We start from the raw sequence: 25,136 nt of genomic DNA on the forward strand, positions 1-25,136 counted from the left end.
CCGCCCTAACGCAACTCCCGCTCGAAAGTTTCCGCCGCAAAGGAGGGGCGTGCGAAAAATGGTAAGCAATTCGGTAAGGGCATCGGCAGCTACCGCTCGATGCTGCCGTTGCGCCGGATCTTCCGCTGCAGGAGCAGAATGCCGTAGAGCAACGCTTCGGCCGTCGGCGGGCAGCCGGGAACATAGATGTCGACCGGCACCACCCGGTCGCAGCCGCGCACGACGGAATAAGAATAATGGTAATAGCCGCCGCCATTGGCACAGGAGCCCATGGAGATGACGTAGCGCGGTTCCGGCATCTGATCATAAACCTTGCGCAGCGCAGGCGCCATCTTGTTGCACAGCGTACCTGCCACGATCATCAGGTCCGACTGCCTCGGGCTTCCGCGCGGGGCGACGCCGAAGCGCTCGACATCGTAGCGCGGCATGGACATCTGCATCATCTCGATGGCGCAGCAGGCAAGACCGAAAGTCATCCACATCAGCGAGCCGGTGCGCGCCCAGGTGATGAGTTCGTCGGTGCTGGTGACTAGAAAGCCTTTGTCGGCAAGCTCGGCATTGATCGTCCCCATCGTCGGGTCGCCCTGCCGCTGTTCACCGGGGAACTGAAAATTGCGCGGGGCCGAGTGTGGTTGCGTGAAGGACGGCATCCTCTTCTCCTGTGAGCCGACCTCAAACACAGCGCGCACGACAAAGTTCCAGCCGCGCCCGTCCCGGTACGATAACGGACGGGAGTTTTTTTCATAAGTTTTCCAAGATGCGGCGCTCAACGCCAAAGCGATCGCCCGCCTTATCACTGGCCCTTGTCGAGGAACCAGCCGATGGCAGCATCGTTCCGGCATCGGGAAAGCGGCAATTGCCGCACGGAGTGAATACGGGTGATTCCCTCCTCACCGTCCGTGTCGACGTCCATGCAGGCGCAGGCATAACCATGCGAGGCATAGGTGTAGACAAATTCGCCGGCCGTCAGGTCGGGGATCTTGTCCATTCCCTCGGCGGCCTTGTAGCCGCTGCCATTGTCCATGATGGTCCAGCCGCCGCCGGCATCCATGAGCGACCATTTGGCCATCGAGGGATTCTCCAGCCAGCCGCAGCGGCGTTCGGCATGCGCCGCGGCGGGCGCGAGAAGCACCATCAGAACAAGCGCATGCAATCTCATCATCGACCCCTCCGCCTCGCCGGCCACTATGCATGGTCAGTGGCCGGCAAGGCAACTCGGGTAATTCAGACCGCGCGACTTCTCTCCATCATCGCGCCAACTCTTCCAGCCGCTCGCTCTCGTCCTTCGAGGCTCCGGCCTTGAGCACGAGATACTTTCGTCTTTCCTTTGCGGGCGTGCTGTGTGGCACCCCCTCTGCCCTGCTGGGCATCTCCCCCACAAGGGGATCGGCAGAGGTTGGACCATCGTTCCCTCGTGACCGTAGCGCAGCAGCTATAAGGTAGTTGTTTGGGGAAGCCATCGCGCCCAGCCGATCTCCACCTTGTGGGGGAGATGGCCGGCAGGCCAGAGGGGGTGCCACACGGTACCCCCATCCCCTTCATCCTGAAACGCGCATCTTCGCCGCACAACCGCATCAGACAGCTACGGCAGCGTACAAGAATGAGGGCTGATCCTGAACGCGGCTCAGGATTTCCCCTTGGCGCTTTCCTCCCGGAACGCCGCTTCACCGGCATCGGAGACCTCGACCCATTTCTTGTCGGGCTCGGCGTCGGCAACGTAACTGTCGTGCCAGTTCCACCATTTGTAGGTCGGGGTCTGCGGATAGCCCGCAGGCGAATCCTCCCAGACTTCCTGGCGTCCGAGCGGCGTGATGTCGAGATAATTCCAGGTGCCGCCCATCTGCTCGTCGCCGCGGTTATTGACGAAATAGGTGCGGAAGATGCGCTCGCCGTCGCGGTAGAACACATTGGTGCCGTGCCATTCGTCGACGCCGAAATCCTTGTCGAAGTCGTCGGTGATCGTCACCCACGGCATCGTCCAGCCCATCCGTTCCTTCAGCCGCGCTATGTCGGCCTGCGGCGCGCGCGAGGCGAAAACCAGCGTCGTGTCACGGGCGTTGAGATGGGCGACATGGGCGACCTGATCGGCAACCATCGAGCAGCCACGGCAGGCATGCTCGGGCCAGCCGAAGACGCCAGGCTCGTAAAAAGCGCGGTAGACGATGAGCTGGTGCCGGCCTTCGGACAGGTCGAGCAGGCTGATCCTGCCTTTCGGCGCTTCGAAAGCGTATTGCTTTTCGACGGCCATCCATGGCATGCGCCGCCGCTCGGCGGCAAGCGCGTCACGGGCACGCGTATGCGCCTTTTCCTTCACGAGAAGCTGCCGGTGAGCCGCCTCCCAGGCCGCCTGCGACACAACGGGCGGCCTCTGCATGGTCTGTCCGCCCTTTCCATTCCCGGCTGTTGCAGTCATCGCTTCAATCTCCTCTTTGGGGCGAGTTCCCGCGCTCCCTTCCGAAAGCCGGTGCATCGCGATTGGTCGGAGATAGTTTCGCATCCGGCGTCGAACAGTGGGAGTAACAACTGTGTCTGTTATCCCACGGCCAACGCAGTTGGTCCGTAGGCCGACGCAGTTGGTCCGTAGGCCAACGCAGTTGCTCCCGCGGCCAACGCAGTTGGTCCGCAGGCCAAAGCAACGGCTCCGCCCGCGGTCGATGAAACCTCCTCAACCAACACAACAGTTGCCAAAAGCCACATGTTGACGGAAGCTTCACCACGGCCATTGGATCGCGCGACATGACGACAGAATCCACCTTCACGGAGCAGGCAAGGCATGGCAGCGCCAGGATCTGCCGCGGCTGCTGGGATCAGATGCATATGCCGATCCCGATCGGCGGCCCGCTCGCGCTTCCCTTCCGCGCCTTCGGCATCACCCGTAGCAAGATGAATCCCGATATCTGCACCATCTGCGAGCGCTCGTTCCAATATGTGAAGAAGCAGCGCCAGATCACCGTCGATGCCACCATCCTGTTCGCCGACATCAGGGGCTTTACCGATCTTTCCGAGCGTATCGAGGCGGTGCGCTTGAGCGAAATCGTCAGCCTGTTCCAGGATCGCTGCGCCCAGGCGATCTGGGCGCATGACGGCATCGTCAACAAGCAGATGGGCGACGGCCTGATGGCGATCTTCAATTTCCCGATCATCCGCAAAGATCACGCCGGCGCGGCGATCAGCGCCGCCCAGGAGATCCAGCGCAACTGCGCCGCGGCGCTGAATAGCCTGGCGCCCGACGCCCTGCCCGGCCGCTCCATCGGTGTCGGCGTCGGCATCCATTCCGGCGAGGTGCAGATCGGCGAATTCTCCAGCTTCCGCAGCGACTTCACCGCCATCGGCGGCGTCGTCAATCAGGCCGCCAGGCTGGAATCCCAGGCCGCCGCCGGCGAGATCCTGGTTTCCGCCGAGACGGCGGCCGGGGCCGCCGCTCTCGTTGCCGGAGCGGAAGAGCGCACGCTGACGCTGAAGGGCATAGAACAGCCCGTATTAGCGCGGGTGCTGGTCAAGCACTGACCGATCAGGCCGCGCGCCACCCAGGCATCATCCCACCCTCAAAGTCGCGGAGAAATTCTCGCGCTGTGATTGATGACGAATCGCCTTGCAATCGATTAATCTGCAAAAGCGCGTTCATTAAACCATTTAGCCGTTGGGGTATTACATGGGCAGTTTTTCTCTGTGGCACTGGCTGATCGTCTTGATCCTCATAGCCGTGCCGTCAATCTTCATCTTCAGAAAACCGCCGGCCGGCCCGAACCGCTTCGGCGGCCCGGCTGAGCCGATGGGTTTCGGCCAGGCGATCGGCAGCTATTTCAAGAACTACGTGAACTTCCGCGGCAGAGCGAGCCGATCGGAATTCTGGTATTCGGCACTCTTCCTCTCTCTCGTCGCCATCGCTTTGCTTGCCGTGGATCGGAGCGAAACCTTGAACCGGATCTGGTCGCTGGCCACGTTTCTTCCGTGGATCGCCGTCGCCGCCCGACGCCTTCACGACGTCAACCGAAGCGGATGGCACCAGCTTCTCGGATTTTTGTTTCCCGTTGGAACGATTGCCGTCCTAGTATGGTACTGCAGAGCGCCGACGGCGGATCATTCCAGAGAGGCGGTCTTTGCCTAGGGACGGTGTGAGGATGGTTCTCCCCGCGGGTTAGGTGTTGCCTTTGCTGGTGCGGCCTATCCGTTGCGCGGACTGCCGGATGCGCAGTCCGCTTCCGGCAGCCGGAGGTTGGACGATGCCGCAGCCCCTACCCGCGCGCCGCGGCTATGTCGGCAAGGCCCACGAGAGCCTCACCAAGGTGCCTCGAACGGCGAGGCGGGCGCGCCGGCGGTCGGTGGCTATAAGCAGCAAAACCGACGCGGGCGAGCCCTCGCAGCCGCGTCAGGTCTTCATGCCGGTCAGCTCAGGAAACGGGTAGTAGCGCAGCCGCTTGTCCTGGCAACGGTAGTCATTCGCCGTTGCGCCGAGGATTTGGCCATCCGTGAAGGAGACGCCGAGATAGGCCCAGTCGCCCCAGCTGTGCTTGGGCACCACGCGTACACAGTAAGCATAGATCTTTTTCTCAGGCTCAAGCAGCACCACGCTGGAAATTCGCGCCCAAACCACTTCTCCCGCTTCGTGTCTGTAACTTCTCTTGAATACGATGTTGATGAAGTTCTGTCGGACGTCACTAGAGGGCGCACGTTGGGAATCCGCAACGGATTGCGACACTGGGGCATTGCAGCCGACCAGCATCAGCAGGGCAGCGCAAGCGAGAATTTTTATTCTCATTCGGTTGTTTCTCCAAAGAATCGGAGCGTAATAAACGCCACTCATTCCTACAAACACAGCGGGAACAATATTTGCAATACACGAAAATAAAACTTATTCACCCTGCGAATGTGACTGCGTGACCGTGGATATGGCTGCGTCGCTCGACCTACACCGGAGGGTTCGAAATGGAGCTTGCAGTGCCATTCTCATCGTCGGCGATCGCCACGCCAGCCTCCAGCGCCGCAAGGATAAAAGCCTGCCGCACCGTTTCCGCCGGCATCCGGCCGGCAAGCCAGGCGCGGCAGAAATCGATCGCCCTCTGCTGATGGACGCCGCCATTGATCGGCCAGTCGGAGACGAGTGCGTAAAGCGCATCCTGCGGTGAGCGGAGAACCAGCCGCTCGCCGGTATCAAGTTCGATCGAGATCGATTTTTTCCAGAAGGCGGAATGGTCGCTAATGGCAGTCGCACCTGCAGCTGAATTGACATAGGATTAACTGCCGAGGGCCGATCCCGGTTCCAGTGCGGGCGAGAGGATGGGACCGGAGCCCCGCCCAAGAGAGCCTCATCCTGGAGCGCCCCGCCGGGGCCCGAAAGAGAAGGCGGGTGCGCTGACGTTCATGCTGCAAGGAGCAGCGCTGGAGCGTGTCCTTCGAGGCTCCGCCCGCCGGCCACAAGCCGGCCAATTGTTGAGCCAATCCGAACGATTCATTCGTTTCCCTTTTGTACTCTTTGCCTCTTCCCTTTCGCGCTGACTCTCTCCATATTCGCGCCATGGCCAAAGCTCCGAAAAAATCTCCGACCTCGAATGGTTTCGAGGAAGCCCCGCAATCGTCCTTTGAAGGCGCCCCCCTCTCCGGCTCCGTCGCTGATTGGGTGAAGCAGCTTGAAGCCGATGCAGAAGCCTCCGGCGTCGAGAGCCAGCGCGAGATTGCCTCGAAAGCGGGCAAGCACCGCAAGAGGGTGGAGAACGAAGCACGCAAGCATTCGGAAGCCGTCAGCGTCAACAAGAAGGCGACGGTGAGCAAGACCGCGCGCGGCGTCTCGATCGGCGGTTCCTCCGACCCGAAGACGCGCGCCGCCGCCGGCCTGAACCCGGTGGCGGGTCTCGACATTTCGCTCGAGGATGCCGGCAGCATCTCGCCCGGCGGAGTCACCGCCACCGTGGAGGCGCTGTCGAAGCTGATCGAGAGCGGCAACCCGCTGCACAAGAACGGCAAGATCTGGACGCCGCACCGCCCTGCCCGCCCGGACAAATCCGAAGGCGGCATCACCATCCGCATGGACTCGGAGTACAAGCCGGCCGGCGACCAGCCGACGGCGATCCGCGATCTCGTCGAGGGCCTGCAGAATGGCGACCGCAGCCAGGTGCTGCTCGGCGTCACCGGCTCCGGCAAGACCTTCACCATGGCCAAGGTGATCGAGGAAACGCAGCGCCCGGCCGTCATCCTGGCGCCGAACAAGACCCTGGCCGCCCAGCTCTATTCCGAGTTCAAGAATTTCTTCCCCGACAATGCGGTGGAATATTTCGTTTCCTACTACGATTACTACCAGCCGGAAGCCTATGTGCCGCGCTCCGACACCTATATCGAGAAGGAAAGTTCGATCAACGAGCAGATCGACCGCATGCGCCACTCGGCGACGCGCTCGCTGCTCGAACGCGACGATTGCATCATCGTCGCCTCGGTCTCCTGTATCTATGGTATCGGCTCGGTCGAGACCTATACGGCCATGACCTTCCAGATGAATGTCGGCGACCGTCTGGACCAGCGCCAGCTGCTGGCCGATCTCGTCGCCCAGCAATATAAGCGCCGCGACATGGATTTCACCCGCGGCTCCTTCCGCGTTCGCGGCGACACCATTGAGATCTTCCCCGCCCACTTGGAAGACGCGGCCTGGCGCATAAGCATGTTCGGCGACGAGATCGACGCCATCACCGAGTTCGATCCGCTGACCGGCCAGAAGACCGGCGATCTGAAATCGGTGAAGATCTACGCCAATTCGCACTATGTCACCCCGCGCCCGACGCTGAACGGCGCCATCAAGGCGATCAAGGAGGAGCTGCGGCTGCGCCTCGCCGAACTGGAGAAGGCCGGCCGCCTCCTGGAGGCTCAGCGCCTGGAGCAGCGCACCCGCTACGATATCGAGATGCTGGAAGCCACCGGCTCCTGCCAGGGCATCGAGAACTATTCGCGCTACCTCACCGGCCGCGACCCCGGCGATCCGCCGCCGACGCTGTTCGAATATATCCCCGACAACGCCATCGTCTTCATCGACGAAAGCCATGTCACCGTGCCGCAGATCGGCGGCATGTATCGCGGCGACTTCCGCCGCAAGGCGACGCTGGCCGAATACGGCTTCCGCCTGCCCTCCTGCATGGACAACCGGCCGCTGCGCTTCGAGGAATGGGACGCCATGCGCCCCGACACGATCGCCGTCTCGGCCACACCAGGCAGCTGGGAGATGGAACAGTCGGGCGGCGTCTTCGCCGAACAGGTGATCCGCCCCACCGGCCTGATCGACCCGCCGGTCGAAGTCCGCTCCGCCCGCACCCAGGTCGACGACGTGCTCGGCGAGATTCGCGAGACCGCGGCCAAGGGCTACCGCACCCTCTGCACCGTGCTGACCAAGCGCATGGCCGAGGACCTGACCGAATATCTGCATGAGCAGGGCGTGCGCGTGCGCTACATGCACTCCGACATCGACACGCTGGAGCGTATCGAAATCATCCGCGACCTGCGCCTCGGCGCTTTCGACGTGCTCGTCGGCATCAACCTGCTGCGCGAGGGCCTCGACATTCCCGAATGCGGCTTCGTCGCCATCCTCGACGCCGACAAGGAGGGCTTCCTGCGCTCGGAAACCTCGCTGATCCAGACGATCGGCCGAGCCGCCCGTAACGTCGACGGCAAGGTCATCCTCTATGCCGACAACGTCACCGGCTCCATGCAACGTGCCATGGACGAGACCGCCCGCCGCCGCGAAAAGCAGATGGCCTATAACCTCGAAAACGGCATCACCCCGGAATCGGTCAAGGCCAAGATCTCCGACATCCTCGACTCCGTCTACGAGCGCGACCACGTCCGCGCCGACATCTCGGGCGTCTCCGGTAAAGGCTTCGCCGACGGCGGCAACCTCGTCGGCAACAACCTGCAGGCCCATCTCAACGCGCTCGAAAAAAGCATGCGCGACGCCGCCGCCGACCTCGACTTCGAAAAAGCCGCCCGCCTGCGCGACGAAATCAAACGCCTCAAGGCCGTGGAACTCGCCGCGATGGACGACCCGATGGCGCGGGAGGAAGCCCGCAACCAGGAAGGCGGCAAAAGGAACGGAAAAGCCAACCGCGAGTCGATCTCCCCCCTTGTGGGGGAGATGTCCGGCAGGACAGAGGGGGGTACCACACCCTCCTACTTCTCCAAACCCACCCTCGACGACATGGGCCCAGGCACCGACACGGCCACGCCGCTCTTCCGCAAGCCGGAACTCGACGAAATGGGCCGACATGTCGCCACCCCCGCCGACAACAAGAGCCTCTTCCGCCGTAACACTCTCGACGAAATGACCGTCGGCCGCACGGAAAAACCGGTGAGCGGCCATGTGCCTGACAAGCCGGACGCCGCCAAGGGCACGAAGCGGTTTTCACCACTGCTGGAAGGCCAGCCGGAACGCGACGACGATGTCAGGCCGGTGGTGCGCGGCAGGGTTGGCGCCGGGAGCTACGAGGAGCCGGCACAGCAGAAGCGCAAGGGGCGGACGAAGGGGAAGACTGGGCGGCCGGGGCGGTGAACAGCAAGCAGCTGCAAACACAACCTCTACAACCACTTAGAAATGGAATATTAATCCATAACGGGTACTGACGTATCACCTCTGCTCTTAATGGAATGACATTAATGCCTGAAATCAATAGAATTTCTAAAGATGATGCTTTAGCACTGTGTACTCGTCCGGAAGGCGACTTATACGATAAGAAAGCGGCCGCAATCGACGGTAAAAAGGTCGAGAAGATCGCGGTAGCTTTTGCCAACGCTGACGGCGGTGAATTTATCATCGGTATTGCCGATGATAAATTTCTCCCCTCGATAGATGGAACGGCAAAAACACATCGGAAGAATATAATTCAATTCTACAATGTCTTTTCAATTTAAATCCATCAATTGCGTTTCGGCATGAGTTCCTGGACACTGATGAACGGCCGGGTATTGTCATGCGTGTCTATATTGATAGAAGTCAGAATGTCTGCAAAACTAGCGAAGGAAAAGTCTACCAAAGAATGGGTGCCCAGTCGCTCCCCGTTACAGACCCCGAGAAAATCACTTCACTATCCTTTGCGAAAGGCGCCGCAAGCTACGAAGATACGTTATTGAACAACCTGCGTGCTGAAGACATAGTAGATTCCGACGAGCTGAAACGCTTCAGTTCTGATCTCATGCCTTCGCAGGAACCACTCGCTTACTGCGTGAACGAAGGCCTGATAGATCGCAATGCCTTCGTGCCGAATTGCGCGGGAATTTTGCTATTTTCCGATAGACCCCAACCTGTTTTTCCGCGCCGATGCGGAGTGAAGATAATTTTCTACGATACAAAGCAAGACATTCCGGAAAGAGAGCATTTGAAAAAGAATATAAATATAGAAGGATCACTTTATCAGCAAATTCACAATGCTGCGGAGACAGTTACCGAAATAATGTCCGGTATAAGCATTATGACAACGGAAGGACTGAAGGCAGTCGCTTACCCACCAGAGGCCATATGGGAAATATTAGTTAACGCGGTTATACATCGCGATTACTCAATTTCCGATGATATACAGGTATTGATTTTTCAGAACAGAATTGAAATTAAAAGCCCGGGGCGTCTTCCTGGGTTTGTTACGACAGAAAATTTTCTTGATGTCAGATATAGTAGAAATTCTAAAATTGTTAGAAGTTTAGCTAAATATAAGGATGCTCCAAACAAAGATTTAGGTGAAGGCTTGAATACGGCCTTTGACAAGATGAAAGAGTGGCGCCTTAAGAGTCCGACTCTCCGCGAGGAGGGTAACTATGTCGTGGTGACAATACCTCATACTCCGCTTGCGACGCCCGAAGAACTGGTCCTTGAGTATCTAGCCACTCATCCAGAAATTAGGAATCGTCAGGCCAGAGAAATCACCGGAATAAAGTCCGAAAATCAAATGAAGGAAGTCTTTTACAGACTCAAGAACCAAAATCTGATTGAGCTGATTCCAGAGCGGAAGGGCAATGCCGCGGCGTGGCGTTTGATTGCGGAAAAAGAAGAAGAAGAAGAAGAGAGAACACCTGAAGCGATTTCGAACTAATCGTTAAGAGGATCGAAGGGCGTGCCGTTCTTCTGCATTCCGGTGCTTATCACAGGAATGCAGCCGAAGCGCGTCCGTACGACGGATGACTCATTAACCTTTAGCAACCGCCATCTTGGGCGAATGGCCAGCAGTTCCACAAACCAACATCTCATGCTCCCCCCTCGCCTCCCCCTTCACCAGCGCAAAATAAATCCGCTCTACCCGGCAGGCCGCGCTCCTCGCGCTCGCCTCGTACCCCGCCGCCGGCCATCCGCGCCGTGGGCTGCCATCGGCCGCCATCAGCCAGTACCAGCGCTCGTCGGAGCCGGTGAGATCGATCTTGAAGATCCGCCCCATGCAGGTTTCGCCGTCAAAACCGATGAAATCGTCGCCTGGTTTCTCCTTCCAGGCGTGGCGCCATTTGCCCCTGGGCCTCTCGCCGCTGACGATCACCTCCCAGTCTTTCCAGCCGTTATAGTTCGATCGCGCCGTCAGCGACCCGTCATAGGGCTTCTGGTCGAATTCCATGCAGGCTTCCAGGAAAACAGCGACGGACTCGCAGACGGTTCTCCACGCATCGTCATCGCGGGATGTCAGCCTGTAGGCGAGCTCATCGGGCACATTGCCCAGCGCCTGGGCGATGGCGAAGACCACGCCTTCCCTGGTCGCCGGTCGGCCGTTCGCCGTGATGTCGAGATAGGTGCAGAGGAACTCGGCTACCTCGTCCGCCATCGTAGCGATGACATCAGGCTTTCGGCGCTTGCCGATCTCATAGCCGCCGAAGTCCCGGATCCGGCGCTGTGTCTGTCTGCGAAGGGCATTGTTGAGGAACGACCGTAAAAGCGTTCCGGCGTCGTCCTGCATGCGTTGTCCTCTCCTCGTGAGGATGTGTTTGCCGCATGGTTTCGTGAATGGCTCCGCCCGAGCCGGTGAATCAGAGCGTTTCCGGAGGTAAGACCGCCACCGCTTTGCCTGACTTACCCTAGAGCAGCGTCGGCTCCGGATCGTCCTCGACTTCCTCGATGATCTCAGGCCCGTCATTCCTGGGCGAGCCGACGCCCCGCCCGATCTTCCACATCGTCATCAATTCGGCCGGGAAAGGCCTCATCAGATCGTTCGGATCCGGCTCCGGCGACAGCCAGCGTTCATAATCCTCGCGATGCAGGATAACAGGCATGCGGTCATGGATCTCAGCCATCATCTCGTTCGGCTCGCAGGTGACGATGGCGAAGTTGCGGATCGAAATGCCGTTCTCATCTTTCCAGCTTTCCCAGATGCCGGCGAGCGCGAAGGCGGAGCCGTCCTTCATCGCGATCGCATAGGGCTGCTTGTTCTTGCCCGTGCCGTGAATGTCCTTCCACTCGAAGAAGCCGTTGATCGGCACCAGGCACCGGCGCGAACCATATGCCGCGCGAAACATGCCATTGGAAGCGATGCTCTCGCAGCGGACATTGACCGGCGGCGGCCGGCCGCCTGATTTGGCCCAGGAGGGCAGCAGACCCCAGCGTGCCGACACGAAGATGGGGCCTGTTACATCAGGCTCGCGCACGACGTCCCTGATGATGATGGGGTAATCCAGTGACGGCGCGCCATTCCACCGGGGAAAGCGATTTCCCAGCCCGTCAATATCCCCGCCCCTGACAGCAAATGGGAAATTGCTGATCAGCTCCTCAAGCGAGGTCTTGACGAATATGCGTCCGCACATGGAACCCTCTCTGCCGGTGGAATGTCAGATGTTCTCATTATGTTCCGTGGCGACAGGGTGTCAACGACGCCTCAGTTGCGCCCCTGCGGGAATGCCCGCGCCTCATATGTGTAACATGTGCTGCAGCTTCGAACCAATCCACCGTGATTGATCCGCAACCTCCCGGCCCTAGCTTCTGCTCTCGGCCGGCTCGAACGGAGAAAACCACCCATGCTGGAACTGCGCACCGACCCCTTCCCCGCCGCCGACGAACTGAACGCCCTCTTTTCTGCCGCCTGGGGCAGCCCGCACAGGCGGGATTTCGCCGAAATCCTCTCCCGCAGTCTCGCCCATATCGGCGCCTATAACGACGGCAAGCTCGTCGGCTTCGTCAATGTCGCCTGGGATGGCGGCATTCATGCCTTCCTCCTCGATACGTCGGTCCATCCCGATATGCGGCGGCAGGGCATCGCGACGCGTATGGTCAGGCAGGCTACGAGCATCGCCCGCGAGCGCGGCGCTGAATGGCTGCATGTCGATTTCGAACCGCAGCTGACCGGCTTCTACCGCGCCTGCGGATTTATCCCGACTGCGGCGGGCCTCATCAAGCTCGCATGAGAGATTTCACCGGAAGCCATCCGCAGGCGCAAGCCCAGGCGGGAGAGCGACGCCGATGATCAGGCGCCGACGCGCAATATCATAGCGCGTCAGGCGAAGACAATTTTTCACGCTTACGCCGCGAGCTTATCTCCGCGCAGGACGCTTATGAATTAAAAGACTAAAATACGACTTTTGGTTTGCAAATTCAAAGTCCTTCCGCAGTATTTCAGCCTTACTTTTTCGTTAAAAAATCAAGTAAAAATCACAATTTTTCATTGAAAACTTCATTTATGATTGGCATAGATCCCCGAGAGGTTGTCGTCCGTTGAACCAACAGTTCTTTCGGGGATTTCTCATTTTTCAGAGTAAAACGCATCTTTGGGGAAGATTAAAATATGGCTTTGAATATTCTGGATACAAACGGCACTACAATTACCAACACTGGCGCTGAATTCGAAGCCTACGACGTTATTCGCGACTCTGAAGCCAATCCTTCCGTACCTGTCTCTCTCACCGTCTCCGATTCCTCCGCGGCAGATCTGGCCGATGAGTTGGGTTCGGTATCGGCGAACGTGACCGGCTCGAGCGGTGACAACACGATCACAACAGGTGCCGGCAACGACACCATCTCAGGCGGCGACGGCGCGGACACGCTGAACGGTGGCGCTGGCGACGACACGATCTACGGCAATGCGGGCAACGACATATTGATCGGCGGCGACGGCAATGATCGGATCAGCGATGGCGGTTTTGGCTTTGTGCTCGGACCTGATGGCGGCCTGCAGCCAGAAATCGTCAACATTGACGGCGGCGCCGGCGACGATCTGATAACCGTTGAGCGATTCGCTCCATTGATATCGGGAACGATCGATGGCGGTGCGGGAATCGACACCTTGCAAGGCTCGGCGCTCCGCGGCCTGACGATCGAGAACGTCGAAGTGCTTGAACTGGCCGATTTCCAGGTAAGCGGCTCGAGCGCGCAGTTCGAGAGCTTTGATAGGATCGTCAGGTCGACCGACCCCTTCTTCAGTTATGACCCCTCGCTAGTGGTGACGGACAGCGCCCATCTCGATCTTTCCGACGAATTAGGAGATCTCGGAAGTCGTGTCCACGGTTTCTCCGGTATCGACATCAAGACCGGCGACGGCAACGATGAGTTCGCGGGAAGCGATGTCAACGACATTTTCGACGGCAGCGGCGGCAACGACGTCATCAATGGCCACGACGGCGACGATAAACTGACCGGCGGCGCCGGCGACGACACTATCGATGGCGGCGCGGGCATCGACACGGCGGCCTTCGCCGGCAATTTCGTCGATTATTCCTTCACGGTCGACAATGGCAGCCGCGTCGTGACGAGCGCGCTGGAAGGCACGGATACACTGACAGACGTCGAATTCGCGCGCTTTGCCGATGGCGTCTACGACTTCGCGACTGAAAGCTTCACGGTTAACAGCACCGAGCCGGGCACCCCGCTGAATATCCTGGACACTAACGGCGCAACGATTACCAAGACCGGGGCAGAGTTCGAAGCCTACGATCTCATCCGCGACTCCGAAATCAATCCTCTCGTGGCAGCTCACCTGGTCATCTCGGATTCCGGGACGGTAGACCTTTCGGACGAACTGGGCTCGGGCTCCGCAGATGTCACGGGCTCAGGCGGGGACAACGTGATCACGACAGGCGCAGGCAACGACACCATCGCAGGCGGCGACGGTTCAGACACACTGAACGGCGGTGCCGGAAACGATTGGATCAATGGCGGAGTTGGCAATGACACGCTGAATGGCGGTGACGGCAATGACCACATCTCCGGCGACATTGGAAACGATGTCATCAGGGGTGGCGCGGGCAACGATACGATCGACGATGGTAAGCTTTTCGGCCTGAACCCTGAGGTCGTTGACATCGATGCGGGAGACGGCGACGATTTCATAGCCGTAGAGACATTCGCTCCCATGAATTTCGGAACGATCGATGGCGGCGCCGGGATCGATACGCTACGAACCGGCTCGCTTCTGGGCCTGACGATCAAAAACATCGAAGTCCTTGAAACGGCAGGATATACCGTCGCCGGTTCGAGCGCGCAGTTCGAAAGCCTCGACAAAATCGTCTGGTCGACCGATCCGTTCGGCGATTTTCGAGCCTCAGTGGCCCTGACGGACAGCGCCCACCTCGATCTTTCCGACGAACTGGGAGATCTCGGATCTTTCGTAGCCGGCAATGCGTTCGGCATCGACGTCAAGACTGGCGGCGGTGACGATGAATTTACAGGCACCGACGGCAACGACATTTTCGACGGCAGCGGCGGCAACGACATCCTCAACGGCAATGCTGGCAACGACAAATTGACCGGCGGCGCCGGCAACGACGCCATCGATGGCGGCGCCGGTATCGACACCGCGCTCTTCTCAGGCAATTTCGCCAATTATTCCTTCGCGGTGAACAATGGCGATCACATCCTGACGAGCGCCGCCGAAGGGACGGATACGCTGACAGACGTCGAATTCGCCCGCTTTGCCGATGGCATCTACGATTTCGCCACGGAAAGCTTCACGCCCAAAAGCAACGCCGCGCCGACCAATATTCAGCTCTCGAAAACCGCCCTCTCCGAGGACACACCGATCTGGACAACGGTTGGTCTGCTCAGCGCCAAGGATGCCGACGGCGACACCCTCACCTACACGTTGCTCGACGGCGCCGACGATCACTTCCGGCTGAAGGGCAATCGAATCGTCACCTCGAAGGCGCTGGACTACGAGACGGCCAAGTCGCACACGATCAAGGTGGCCGTCTCCGACGGCAAGGTCACGGTCGAAAAGGACATCACGATCAACGTGCTCGACGTCAACGAAGCCCCGGTCAACCAGGCGCCGATCAAGCTCTCGTTCTCGCGCAGTTCGATCTCCGAGAATGTCGCAATCGGCACCTCGGTCGGCCTTCTCTCAGCCGTCGATCCGGAGGGCGGCACGGTGAAATGGCGGCTGACGGATGATGCCGACGGCATCTTCAAGCTCGTCGGCAACAAGATCCAGACGAAGGCTGCGATCGACTTCGAAAGCACCCACAGCCTGACCTTCACCGCCGAAGCCTATGACGCGGCCGGCAACATCACCAGCCACGACTTCACCCTCGCCGTGAAGGACATTTTTGAGCCGTCGTCATCCAGCCTGCTGCATGACACCTTGATCTAATCGCGGCAGGATAGTTGCCAGACGCCAAGATGTGCGCTGTCCGGGCCTTCAGCACCGGTGGGACTTGCAATCTGCAAGCCCCACCGGCTGCGATTTTCAGGCGCTTGCCTGCTGGCACCAGCCGGACGCGGCAAGGCAGGCGACCCGGCCGGGGCACCTCCGAAAATGCCGCTCCACCTCAACGGTCGTTTCGGCTATGATTCTCTGCCCATCGGAGGAGAGCCAGCATGCGTCTACCCACCGTCATCCTCGCCCTCGCCATTTCGGCTTTCGCGGCCCTGCCCGCCTTGGCGGAGACCTACAAGACGCCGAAGGCGCTGCTCAAGGCGCTTTACAGCTACGACACCGACAGGAGCGATGCCGAGGCGCCCTCGCCCTATTCGATCTTCTTTTCCGACCATCTGAACAAACTTCTCCAGGCCGATCTCGACAACACGCCCGAGGGTGATGTCGGCGCGGTCGATTTCGATCCCGTCATTGCAGGCCAGGACGGCGAGGCAAGCAACGTCAGGATCGGGCAGCCGATCCTGTTGGACGACAAGGCCGAGGTGGAAGTGCAGTTCGACAACGGCAAGGAGGTGACGCTTTTCTACACCCTCGTGCGCGAGCATGGCGGCTGGAAAGTCGACGACATCGCCGATCAGCAGGGGGAAAATCCCTGGAGCCTGAGTGCACTGCTGGGGGATACGCAGTAAAATCGCAGGCCAAAAGAGAGCCCTCATGGTGAGGAGACCCAAGGGCCGTCTCGAACCACGAGGGCGGGCGCAAACGCCTTACCTGCATTTCACAAAGCCCCTATGCAGAATCGAAGGCAATGGCGCCGGTGGCCGCCCCCGTCCTTCGCGGCTTCGCCCTGCGGGCTACGCACCTCGGGATGAGGGCGGAACAAAGACGGCGCCAGGAACACCGGAGGCAGGCTCTGCGATCCTCACCATGAGGGCTGATCGATGTGGCCTGCCGCTCCGCAAAATCCATGCCCGGCCACCGAAGCACCCCTCATCCCGTTTCGGCACGGAATCCCACAATGGCACAGGCATGCAAGGATCCGCTAACTTTTTGTCAAGTATCTGAATCTTCGGCATTTCCTGTCATTATGAAGGTCATGCCACAATAATGCCGCTTGCTTTTTGCCCGAAATGCTGGCACGAATTCACTCACTCGGGCATTTGCATGCCGGTGACTGGACTGATGTGGTAATCCCTTCCCTCACGGAAGGGGGCGCGGGAATCCCCGCCTGCGTAGACGTTCTTTCCCCGTACGTGACTTCTCCGACTGACCCTTCGTCCCCAACCCCAATCGGGACGAAAGCTAAAGCCGTCCGCTTCCTCTCGGGGGCGCGGATAAACACAGACTAAGGGAAAAGGACTATCCCAATGGCCACCAAAGGCATCGTAAAATTCTTCAACCAGGACAAGGGTTTTGGTTTCATCACGCCGGACGGCGGCGCAAAGGACGTTTTCGTCCACATCTCGGCGCTGCAGGCTTCTGGCATCCAGTCGCTGCGCGAAGGCCAGCAGGTCACCTTCGACACCGAGCCGGACCGCATGGGCAAGGGCCCGAAGGCTGTCAACATCTCGGCTTCGTAAGCTAGATTATCGCTTCGGCGGCAGGAACGGCGCTCTGAAAGGGGCGCCGTTTTTGTTTGCCACGCCTGGATTTGTCGATCGCAAGGCCAGGTGTTATATGCGCCCTTAATGATGATCTCGCCGGAGCGGCGATGCAGGGCGCCAACATTGAGGCGCCACGGCTACAAGGAACAATGGACCGTCGATGACTGAGAAGAGGCCGATATTTGCGGTCGCCCCGATGATCGACTGGACGGATCGGCATTGCCGTTATTTCCACCGCCAGATCAGCCGGCAGGCGCTGCTCTATACAGAGATGGTGGTGGCCGACGCCATCATCCATGGCCCGCGCGAGCGGTTGCTCGGCCACGACGCCGCGGAACATCCGCTGGCGCTGCAGCTCGGCGGATCGGATCCGGTCAAACTCGCCGAGGCGGTGAAAATCGCCGAACCCTATGGCTATGACGAGATCAACCTGAATGTCGGCTGCCCCTCCGACCGTGTGCAATCGGGCACCTTCGGCGCCTGCCTGATGCTGACACCGGAGACGGTGGCCGAATGCGTCGCGGCGATGAAGGCGGTCGCGACCGCGCCCGTGACGGTGAAATGCCGGATCGGTGTCGACGAACAGGAGCCGGAAGAGGCGTTGCCCGCGCTTATCACCCGCGTTCTCGATGCCGGCGTCGATGCGATCTGGATCCATGCCCGCAAGGCCTGGCTGAAGGGCTTGAGCCCGAAGGAGAATCGCGAGATTCCGCCGCTCGACTACGAGATCGTCTACCGGATGAAACAGCGCTGGCCCGATGTGTTCATCGGCATCAACGGCGGCATCCGCACGCTCGACGAAGCCGCCCAGCACCTCGCCCATGTCGACGGCGTCATGCTCGGCCGGGCCGCCTACCAGAACGCGGCGATCCTCGCCGACGTCGACCGGCGCTTCTTCGGCGCGCCGGCGGCCGAGCCCGATTGGCAGGCGCTGTGCGACCGGATGATGGCCTATGCCGAGCGCCATATCGCCGGCGGCGGCCGGCTGCAACAGGTTGCCCGGCACATGGTCGGCCTCTTCACCGGCCTGCCCGGGGCGCGTCGCTATCGTCAAATCCTCTCCACCGACGCGGTAAAAAACGGTGCCGGACCGGAAGTGCTGGCGGCAGCCTTCGCCGCAGTGGATTTCTCCGGGACGGAGCCGGCGGCGGTCAGCGCCTGACGGAACGGAACGTTGTCTGTGTTTCCACCGGCAGGTGATGGCCGGCGCCTGGAGCGGGCCTTCTCAACGAGCCGGTCGCGGTCGCGCGCTCATTCGGTAAGTCGCGGCTGTCGGTGGCAACAGTCATCATGACCGCGGCATCGGCAGCAATATCTTCTTCTCGATCCGGCCGGCCACCGAAAACACCAGAATCTCCGTCTCTTTGCCGATCCTGCTGCCATCCATCAGTCTGACGATATCGTCGACGCCGCCGACCGGGCTGCCGTCGATGGCGAGGATGTAATCGCCCTCCTGCAGCCCGCCCTTTGCCGCCGGCCCCTCCGGTTCGACCCTGCGGACGCGGACGGATGTCGTTTGAACCGTACCCGCCGCAAGTGCGACCCGTCGCGGCAGCACGATCGTGTCGCCTGCTATGCCGAGGAAGGCGCGCCTGACCTGACCATAGCGAAGAATCTCCGACACCACGAAATTGGCGGTGTTCGATGCAACGGCAAAGGCGATGCTCTGTGCGCCCTGGATGACGGCGGTGTTGACGCCGATAACCTCGCCGCCGGAAGACACCAGCGGCCCCCCGGAATTACCCGGATTGAGCGCGGCATCGGTCTGGATGACATCCTCCATCAGCCGGCCGCTGGCCGCCCGCATCGACCGGCCCAGCGCCGAGACGATACCGGCAGTGACGGTCCATTCGAAGCCCAGCGGATTTCCGATCGCGATCGCGATATGGCCCCTGCGCAGGCGCTGGGAATCCCCGAGCCTCGCCCAGGCGCCGGTGCTGGTGTTGGCGCGAATGAGGGCGACATCAGTATCGACATCCCGGCCGAGCACCCGGCCTTCGGTGACGAATCCATCAGGCGTGGTGATGCGAACGACCTTGGCGTCGTCGACGACATGGCTGTTGGTGATGATCAGGCCGTCAGGCGAGACAGCGAATCCCGACCCGTGCCCCTGCCGCCCACCCAACCGCTCGATCCGGCTGACGGCCGGGCCGACCGTGTCGACTGCTGCTGCGATCGATTGCGAATAGGCATCGACCAGCGCCCCGTCATTCTGGGGCGCTATATCCTTATCCATGTAACCCATGTTCTGATCCTCAGGCGGCAGACGGCCGTCCCGCGCCGGCAAAGCAATCGCGGATGCGATCGTCGCCATGACGTTGTTGTGAGGGATTAGATGGTTGGGCGTCGATCCCCGTTCAAGTGAGCGCCAGCGGACTGCATCCGGCGCAACATAATCGAAGGCGAAACACACCTACCCGAACGTATAGATTGCACGAAAGGGAATAAAGTGGCTCATTGCGGATATTGCCCGTTAGTTCGGCCGCCTTCACTGCGCTGCCCAGCTACCGTGATCAAGGAATGTCGCAGCGCGAAGCAGTCGGGCAAGGACCGCCCTATTGCGTCGCCGTCACCGGTTAACAGGGCACTGAGCGTCCTGGCAACTGACCATGCAAACTTCTGTCATATCAATAGAGTAGAACGAGGCATTCAATAAGCACATCATCATATTGTCGATTCCATCCCCAGGCGCGACTTTCTTATCCCGTCATTGGCGTCACGGCGCTCGTGGCGCTGCCGATCCCGCCTGCCGCAGCCTGTTTAGTCAAATCCAACCACAAGGAGCCATGAGATGAGCACAGTCACAACGAAGGACGGCGTCGAGATTTTCTACAAGGACTGGGGACCGAAGAGCGCCCAGCCGATCATGTTCCATCACGGCTGGCCGCTGTGCTCCGACGACTGGGACGCCCAGATGCTGTTCTTCCTCGACAATGGTTACCGCGTCGTCGCCCATGATCGGCGTGGCCACGGCCGCTCCACCCAGGTGGCCGACGGCCACGACATGGATCATTACGCGGCCGATGCCGCAGCCGTCGTCGAGCATCTCGATCTCAGGAATACCGTCCATGTCGGCCATTCCACCGGCGGCGGCGAAGCGACCCACTATGTCGCCCGGCACGGCGAGCCGCAGGGCCGAGTCGCCAAGCTCGTCATAATAGGCGCCGTACCGCCGATCATGGTGAAAACCGATGCCAATCCCGGCGGCCTGCCGATCGCAGTCTTCGACGACCTGCGCAGGCAGCTCGCTGCCAACCGCGCCCAATTCTATCATGACCTTCCCGCCGGCCCGTTCTACAGCTTCAACCGGCCGGGGGCGAAAGTGTCGGAACCGGTCATCAACAATTGGTGGCGCCAGGGCATGATCGGCGGCGCCAAGGCGCATTACGACGGTATCAAGGCCTTCTCGGAAACCGACTTCACCGAAGACCTGAAGATCATTACCGTGCCGACCCTCGTCATGCATGGCGACGACGACCAGATCGTGCCGATCGCCGACTCCGCGCTGCTTTCGTCCAAGCTCCTGCAGAATGCGACGCTGAAGGTCTATGAGAAATTCCCGCACGGCATGTGCACGACCCATGCCGATATCATAAATCCCGACATCCTCGCCTTTATCAAAGGCTGATCCGACGTGTCGTCGGGCGCTGGCGAGGCGCCCGGCGGCCGCGCCGCTTTTTGGCAAAACGGTTTTATCATGAAACCGTTTTCGTCGATTTGCGTTTAGCGGCCATGAAAAGAGAACGTGAACCCTCATCAAAGGCTTACCGGCAGGATCGTTTCGAAAATACCGAGCGAGCCGCAAAGGAAACCATCGAGGCGGAGCAGCGGGCTCGCCGGGAAAAGACCAAACGCCTGAAAGAGCTGCGCCTGTCGCAGCAGGGCGGTAAGGATCCCGCGGCCAAATAGAGATATTCTCCCCGCCTATTCAGTCCGGCCGAGGCGCCGGTTGATTTCAGCTCCACCCCGGCGCCGCGTCTTGCCGCGGCTCCCATATTGTTCTGATTTCGGACGTTCGCCCATCTTGCGAAGCCAAGGCTGCGAAATTATCTTTTTGCACAATAGCGATTCACGGCATCCCAAAAGGGCTGATTGCGATGTCAGACAAGCTTTTCAGCACGCGTGACGAACCACTCGCCTCCGCAGATCTCGATATTTGCAGGCGTGTACATGAAGCCCTGTGTAGCGGGCTTAATATTGATAGAGCAGGCTGGGAAGCCGATCGTCTCGGAGCCCTGATCATCGAGCTTTATCGGCAGGGGGTGCATGATGAAGACCAGCTTCGACTGCTTGCCGGCGGGAAGCGAGTCTGACGGCGCGTGTCAGTTTCCCCGCGACACCTCTGCCCGTGATCCTCGTTTCAGACGCACAAAGGGTGCGCTAACGCTCTGAATCTAATTATGTATCGGCTCGAAAATCTATTCCGATTTCGAGCCGATACGCTAGCCACTTTCGGTGATTTAGAGGCCGGTCGCCTCGGGACTCGTTGCTGTGGCCGAGGTTTCTGTTGAATCGACAGCCGGCGCCGACTCGGTCGTTCCCGATACTTCTTCCGTGCTGCCCGTCTCGGCTTCCGGCGTTTCCGCGGTCGCGCTAGGATCTGTCGTCTCGCTGCCCTCGGCGGTTTCGCCAGCCGGAGTCTCGGTTGCCGGAGTCTCCGTCGTCGGGGTCTCCGCCACCGGTTCTTCCGCGACCGGCGCCGCAGCCGCCAACGCGTCTCTCATCTGGTCGATCGTGCCGACAGCCGTGCCGATGCCGAGCGTGTCCTTGGCCCAGGCCAAAGCTTCGGGGGTGAGCGTGCCCGTCTTGGTCGCCGAAGCCAGTGCTGCCGTCAGAGCGGCGTCGCCGAGAACAGGATCGTCCGCCGGCGGGGCAACCCCGTTGGCCAGCTCATATTGAGCGTAAGCGGTAGCGTACGTCGCAATTGCAGCCATACGCGGATCCGCCGTCTTCATGAGGGCATCGAAATTGCGTTTCAAGGAATTGAGACCGGCAAGCTGTGCTGCGGGTTTCTTGGTCGACTTTTCCGCGGGCGCCTTGACGGAGGTCGTCTTCTTGGCGCCGCCCTTGGTGGTCACGCTCTGCTTGGTCGTATTCGCCTTGCCTGTCTTGCCGCTCGACTTGTTCGAGCCATGGCCGTTCTCCGTCTTCCCGCCTGAGCTGGAGCTTCCCTTTCCGCCGCCGCTGCTATGGCTGCCGCCGCCGTTGCCGCCGCCACTGCCACCGCCGTTGCCGCCCCCGCCACCGCCGTGATCACCACCGCCACCCCCGTGACCACCACCGCCACCGCCGTTGCCGCCACCGCCACCACCTTTTGCGAAGGCGGGCGATGTATCGGTAAAGACGATGTTGAGGGGCGCAAGCGCAAGACTGGTGGATAGACAGAGAAGGCCGATGATTCTGGAGAGCTGCATGGTCGTCTTTCTGACATTAAGGTGACGCGTTACATGTCAGGCATTGAAGCAGCAGCTCCATAAGAACCAGTTTAAGATCTACTTGCAATTTGAACTTCCTCCAGATTCCGGTCGTCGATAGCGTCCCTTGCGCGCTTTCAGAGAGGTGTAGCGCAGGAGAACCGCCGATCCGATCGCAATGATTCGGCCGCGCAGTCCATTGCGTTAGCGAATGCGCACATAGTCGGGTCCTGACCCCAAGAGAAACTTATTTTCTCGGTCCGCGTTATCCCTCCATACTTCCGTGACTCAAGGTGAGTGACATGAACAGATTCGCCATCATTGCCCTATCGATAGCGACGGCATTCTCCGGGACGCCGGCTACGGCAGGCCCAGCCTTCGTGCCCAGTCCGGTACAACAGGCGGTGCAGCCGACGCCTGACGGCAGCGATGCTCGGATCATCGCGGTCGGCTGCAACAACTTCACGAACTGCCCAGGCCAGTTCGATAATGGTCGGAGGTGGTACCCGAGGCGCCACTACTACCGCGATCGCCACTACTACCGCGATCGCGACTACTATCGGGACGACCGCTATGGCTGGGACCGCCGCTACGATCGCAGATGGCGGCGTCACCACGACAATACCGGCGCCATTATCGGCGGCTTGGCGGCCGGTGCCATCATCGGCGGCATCATCGCCTCGCAGCCTCGCGCCGCCTACAGCTCGCGCGGATACAGCTCGCACGCCGAGTATTGCTACGCCCGCTATCGGTCGTACCGCGCCTGGGACAATACCTATCAGCCGAACTACGGCCCGCGCCGTCAGTGCCGGTAATCCGAATCGCCGAACGCACGGCCAGCCTCGCATGAAGATGCGGGGCTTTTTGCTGTCGCGTAAGCGCTTCCCAGCGGCTCTCAGTCATGCTTGTCTAGCCAGGATCGAACCTTCCGAGCGGCTGCATTTGCAAGGTGACCTATGACCTCAGGAGACGCCGCAACACCCTCCGGCTGCGTGACCCTGCTTGCGCCGGTTTGGAAAACCTGTCGGGCTTCGAAGCAGCGCTTGCGGCCGGTTGGCCTCCCGACCCGCGCCGTGCCGGCGACCAGGCCTATATCCGCGGAGAACTCCAACGGCTGCGCCAGGACAAATCGAAATTTCTCGACGATCTTAATCTGGGCGACAGACAGCGCACCGTATCCGCGTCGCCGCTGACGGTTCTTCTCTTCTGGATCTGGGATCGCGAATTCTGCGGCAGCATCAACCTCCGCTTTCATCAGGGCACAGAGGAGCTGCCGCCCGAAGTCTCGGGCCATGTCGGATATTCGGTCGTGCCGTGGAAGCAGCGCAGCGGCCGCGCCACCGCAGCGCTCGGCCTCCTGCTCGATGTGGCGGCAAAACAAGGCCTCACCCGCCTCGTCGTTCTCTGCGACGAGGACAATGACGCCTCGCGGCGTGTGATCGAGCGCAACGGCGGGCAATTCTTCATGCGCGGTCCGCACCCTTCCGACAGGCCTGAGCGAACCAAACTCTATTTCTGGCTACATCCCGCACCCGCTGCCTGAAAACACATCCGAGCGCTAGAGACGGACGGAGCAAGGCCGTCGCCCTTCTCCGTCCGTCCGATCAGCCCAGCTCGGGGTGGGCTGAGCACTCGATCAAAAGGCAGTCGCCGGCTTCGGCTTCTTCTCGGTCCATTGCGGCGGCGCGCCATATTTGGCGGCCACCATCCCGACCAGCCCAGGTTCGCGGCCGAAGGCGTCGCAGGCGACGTATTTCGGTTTTCCCCCGAACCAGGATTTCATCCGCTGGCGCGAGGGAAGCCGGAGGTCCAATCCCTTCGGCTCCCTGCCTGCAATCAGCATACGGGAAAATTCGCTGCTGAATTTCCCGGCAAGGGCGTAGGCATCGCCCACCTCGGAAACGCGCGGGTTGTTCTGCAGCGAATTCGCGCCCCGCGCCCAGACCATCGCCGCGCGCTGCGCGCCCGACTTGTCGACCGCCTCGGCCTCCACAGCCAGCCCGCCGAGCCCGACCGGCAGGCGCGGCACGCCGACCGGCAGCGCCAAGCCGGTGCCGACGGTTACGACGGTTGAAACACCTGCCATTGTCTTGTTGGTTGGCACGATGTCGGTGACGACGGAGCGGATCGTCAGATCCGCGGGCTCGCCTGACTCCACCATCTGATACCGGTCGCTGAGGGAAATGCAGAGTGCCCGGTCGAGCGCATTGGAGACCATCGCCCGGCCTTCAGGCCACTTGATGCGACTCGCGGCGCTGAAGGCGAAGCTCGTCGGTTCGATCGCGACCGTCTTTATCGGAGCGAGGCTGAGACCATCGACATAGACGCGCGATTTCGAGAGTTTGCCCTTGGCCGGCCCGAGATGAGAGTAGGACGTCAGCGTCCCGCCCTCCTTGAGCGGAACCGAGCTGCAGCCGGCAGCAGCCACGGCAAGCGCGAGCGGCAGGACTAGCGAAAAGGCCCTCGACACCCGTTTTGAAAGAAATGAAGTAAATCGATTGCTGCGCACTCCGCTTGGCCTCCGTCGCCGTTGATATCAGGCGAAAGTGGTGGCGAAGAATTGCCGCAGCATTACATTACTCGCGGCAACGCAGACT

24 protein-coding genes and 1 pseudogene are annotated in these 25,136 nt (G+C 60.5%); 15 read left to right on the top strand and 10 right to left on the bottom strand.

Annotated elements, in window-relative coordinates:
• Positions 1 to 89: 89 nt before the first annotated feature.
• The 3 genes from AMK00_RS13120 to AMK00_RS13135 all read right to left on the bottom strand — a co-directional run bounded on the left by AMK00_RS13120 (position 90) and on the right by AMK00_RS13135 (position 2,413).
• Positions 90 to 650, bottom strand: coding sequence for a NuoB/complex I 20 kDa subunit family protein (locus AMK00_RS13120; protein ID WP_064810629.1), 561 nt, complete (start codon positions 648 to 650; stop codon positions 90 to 92).
• Between the two features lie 143 nt (positions 651 to 793).
• Complete coding sequence (locus AMK00_RS13125; protein ID WP_064803324.1) at positions 794 to 1,162, bottom strand: DUF4087 domain-containing protein; 369 nt, start codon at positions 1,160 to 1,162, stop codon at positions 794 to 796.
• 462 nt (positions 1,163 to 1,624) lie between these two features.
• Entirely contained in the window at positions 1,625 to 2,413 is a 789-nt protein-coding gene (locus AMK00_RS13135) for a DUF899 domain-containing protein (protein WP_064810631.1), read from the bottom strand.
• 323 nt (positions 2,414 to 2,736) lie between these two features.
• Between AMK00_RS13135 and AMK00_RS13140 the strand changes: the two genes are divergently transcribed.
• On the top strand, positions 2,737 to 3,507 hold the full coding sequence (locus tag AMK00_RS13140; RefSeq protein WP_064810632.1) for an adenylate/guanylate cyclase domain-containing protein: 771 nt from the start codon (positions 2,737 to 2,739) through the stop codon (positions 3,505 to 3,507).
• Positions 3,508 to 3,652: 145 nt separating this feature from the next.
• Positions 3,653 to 4,108 (top strand): DUF805 domain-containing protein, encoded by a 456-nt coding sequence (locus tag AMK00_RS13145; RefSeq protein ID WP_064811713.1) that lies wholly within the window; start codon positions 3,653 to 3,655, stop codon positions 4,106 to 4,108.
• Positions 4,109 to 4,369: 261 nt separating this feature from the next.
• Here AMK00_RS13145 and AMK00_RS13150 read toward each other — a convergent pair whose 3' ends face one another.
• On the bottom strand, positions 4,370 to 4,759 hold the full coding sequence (locus tag AMK00_RS13150) for a hypothetical protein (protein WP_064803329.1): 390 nt from the start codon (positions 4,757 to 4,759) through the stop codon (positions 4,370 to 4,372).
• 148 nt (positions 4,760 to 4,907) lie between these two features.
• Positions 4,908 to 5,201, bottom strand: a complete 294-nt coding sequence (locus tag AMK00_RS30775; RefSeq protein ID WP_335720569.1) for a DUF982 domain-containing protein — start codon at positions 5,199 to 5,201, stop codon at positions 4,908 to 4,910.
• A 314-nt stretch (positions 5,202 to 5,515) separates the two neighbouring features.
• Here AMK00_RS30775 and uvrB point away from each other — a divergent pair, with 314 nt between their 5' ends.
• The 3 genes from uvrB to AMK00_RS13160 all read left to right on the top strand — a co-directional run bounded on the left by uvrB (position 5,516) and on the right by AMK00_RS13160 (position 10,055).
• Positions 5,516 to 8,524: an excinuclease ABC subunit UvrB gene (gene uvrB, locus AMK00_RS13155; protein ID WP_064810633.1), complete on the top strand. Its 3,009-nt coding sequence runs from the start codon at positions 5,516 to 5,518 to the stop codon at positions 8,522 to 8,524.
• Positions 8,525 to 8,628: 104 nt separating this feature from the next.
• A complete protein-coding gene (locus AMK00_RS33015) occupies positions 8,629 to 8,883 on the top strand; it encodes an AlbA family DNA-binding domain-containing protein (protein ID WP_237350397.1) in 255 nt (84 codons plus the stop codon).
• A 59-nt stretch (positions 8,884 to 8,942) separates the two neighbouring features.
• A complete protein-coding gene (locus AMK00_RS13160; protein WP_237350398.1) occupies positions 8,943 to 10,055 on the top strand; it encodes an ATP-binding protein in 1,113 nt (370 codons plus the stop codon).
• A gap of 93 nt (positions 10,056 to 10,148) precedes the next feature.
• Here AMK00_RS13160 and AMK00_RS33020 read toward each other — a convergent pair whose 3' ends face one another.
• The gene (locus AMK00_RS33020) at positions 10,149 to 10,901 is read right to left on the bottom strand and encodes a hypothetical protein (RefSeq protein ID WP_064810634.1); all 753 of its coding nucleotides are present in this window, start codon (positions 10,899 to 10,901) and stop codon (positions 10,149 to 10,151) included.
• 118 nt (positions 10,902 to 11,019) lie between these two features.
• Entirely contained in the window at positions 11,020 to 11,742 is a 723-nt protein-coding gene (locus AMK00_RS13170; protein WP_064810635.1) for an SOS response-associated peptidase, read from the bottom strand.
• 210 nt (positions 11,743 to 11,952) lie between these two features.
• Between AMK00_RS13170 and AMK00_RS13175 the strand changes: the two genes are divergently transcribed.
• The 5 genes from AMK00_RS13175 (at position 11,953) to dusA (ending at position 18,287) form a co-directional block, all read left to right on the top strand.
• Entirely contained in the window at positions 11,953 to 12,339 is a 387-nt protein-coding gene (locus AMK00_RS13175; protein WP_064810636.1) for a GNAT family N-acetyltransferase, read from the top strand.
• A gap of 377 nt (positions 12,340 to 12,716) precedes the next feature.
• Positions 12,717 to 15,515 carry a metal-binding protein gene (locus tag AMK00_RS13180; protein ID WP_064810637.1) on the top strand — a complete coding sequence of 933 codons (2,799 nt, stop codon included), beginning with the start codon at positions 12,717 to 12,719 and terminating at the stop codon, positions 15,513 to 15,515.
• A 227-nt stretch (positions 15,516 to 15,742) separates the two neighbouring features.
• Positions 15,743 to 16,210, top strand: a complete 468-nt coding sequence (locus AMK00_RS13185; protein WP_064810638.1) for a DUF3828 domain-containing protein — start codon at positions 15,743 to 15,745, stop codon at positions 16,208 to 16,210.
• A gap of 678 nt (positions 16,211 to 16,888) precedes the next feature.
• Positions 16,889 to 17,101, top strand: a complete 213-nt coding sequence (locus AMK00_RS13190) for a cold-shock protein (protein ID WP_064803342.1) — start codon at positions 16,889 to 16,891, stop codon at positions 17,099 to 17,101.
• A gap of 184 nt (positions 17,102 to 17,285) precedes the next feature.
• The gene (gene dusA / locus AMK00_RS13195; RefSeq protein WP_064810639.1) at positions 17,286 to 18,287 is read left to right on the top strand and encodes a tRNA dihydrouridine(20/20a) synthase DusA; all 1,002 of its coding nucleotides are present in this window, start codon (positions 17,286 to 17,288) and stop codon (positions 18,285 to 18,287) included.
• A 126-nt stretch (positions 18,288 to 18,413) separates the two neighbouring features.
• On the opposite strand, the gene AMK00_RS13200 is transcribed toward dusA, so the two are convergent.
• Complete coding sequence (locus tag AMK00_RS13200) at positions 18,414 to 19,370, bottom strand: S1C family serine protease (protein ID WP_064811714.1); 957 nt, start codon at positions 19,368 to 19,370, stop codon at positions 18,414 to 18,416.
• A 546-nt stretch (positions 19,371 to 19,916) separates the two neighbouring features.
• Between AMK00_RS13200 and AMK00_RS13205 the strand changes: the two genes are divergently transcribed.
• From AMK00_RS13205 to AMK00_RS30785, 3 genes are all read left to right on the top strand, one after another.
• Positions 19,917 to 20,753, top strand: coding sequence for an alpha/beta fold hydrolase (locus AMK00_RS13205; protein ID WP_064810640.1), 837 nt, complete (start codon positions 19,917 to 19,919; stop codon positions 20,751 to 20,753).
• Positions 20,754 to 20,803: 50 nt separating this feature from the next.
• The gene (locus AMK00_RS30780) at positions 20,804 to 21,034 is read left to right on the top strand and encodes a hypothetical protein (RefSeq protein ID WP_082240303.1); all 231 of its coding nucleotides are present in this window, start codon (positions 20,804 to 20,806) and stop codon (positions 21,032 to 21,034) included.
• A gap of 188 nt (positions 21,035 to 21,222) precedes the next feature.
• Entirely contained in the window at positions 21,223 to 21,438 is a 216-nt protein-coding gene (locus AMK00_RS30785; protein WP_082240304.1) for a hypothetical protein, read from the top strand.
• A 147-nt stretch (positions 21,439 to 21,585) separates the two neighbouring features.
• Here the strand turns inward: AMK00_RS30785 and AMK00_RS32565 are convergent, their stop codons facing one another.
• On the bottom strand, positions 21,586 to 22,539 hold the full coding sequence (locus AMK00_RS32565; RefSeq protein WP_064810641.1) for a hypothetical protein: 954 nt from the start codon (positions 22,537 to 22,539) through the stop codon (positions 21,586 to 21,588).
• Positions 22,540 to 22,841: 302 nt separating this feature from the next.
• On the opposite strand from AMK00_RS32565, the gene AMK00_RS13215 reads away from it, so the two are divergent.
• Together AMK00_RS13215 and AMK00_RS13220 are read left to right on the top strand one after the other, a co-directional pair.
• Positions 22,842 to 23,354 (top strand): BA14K family protein, encoded by a 513-nt coding sequence (locus AMK00_RS13215; protein WP_064803349.1) that lies wholly within the window; start codon positions 22,842 to 22,844, stop codon positions 23,352 to 23,354.
• Between the two features lie 141 nt (positions 23,355 to 23,495).
• Positions 23,496 to 24,082: pseudogene (locus AMK00_RS13220) on the top strand (GNAT family N-acetyltransferase).
• Between the two features lie 93 nt (positions 24,083 to 24,175).
• Here AMK00_RS13220 and AMK00_RS13225 read toward each other — a convergent pair.
• Entirely contained in the window at positions 24,176 to 25,048 is an 873-nt protein-coding gene (locus AMK00_RS13225) for a DUF3313 domain-containing protein (protein WP_064810642.1), read from the bottom strand.
• Between the last annotated feature and the right edge of the window lie 88 nt (positions 25,049 to 25,136).

The organism is Rhizobium sp. N621, assembly GCF_001664325.1.
GTDB lineage: Bacteria > Pseudomonadota > Alphaproteobacteria > Rhizobiales > Rhizobiaceae > Rhizobium > Rhizobium esperanzae.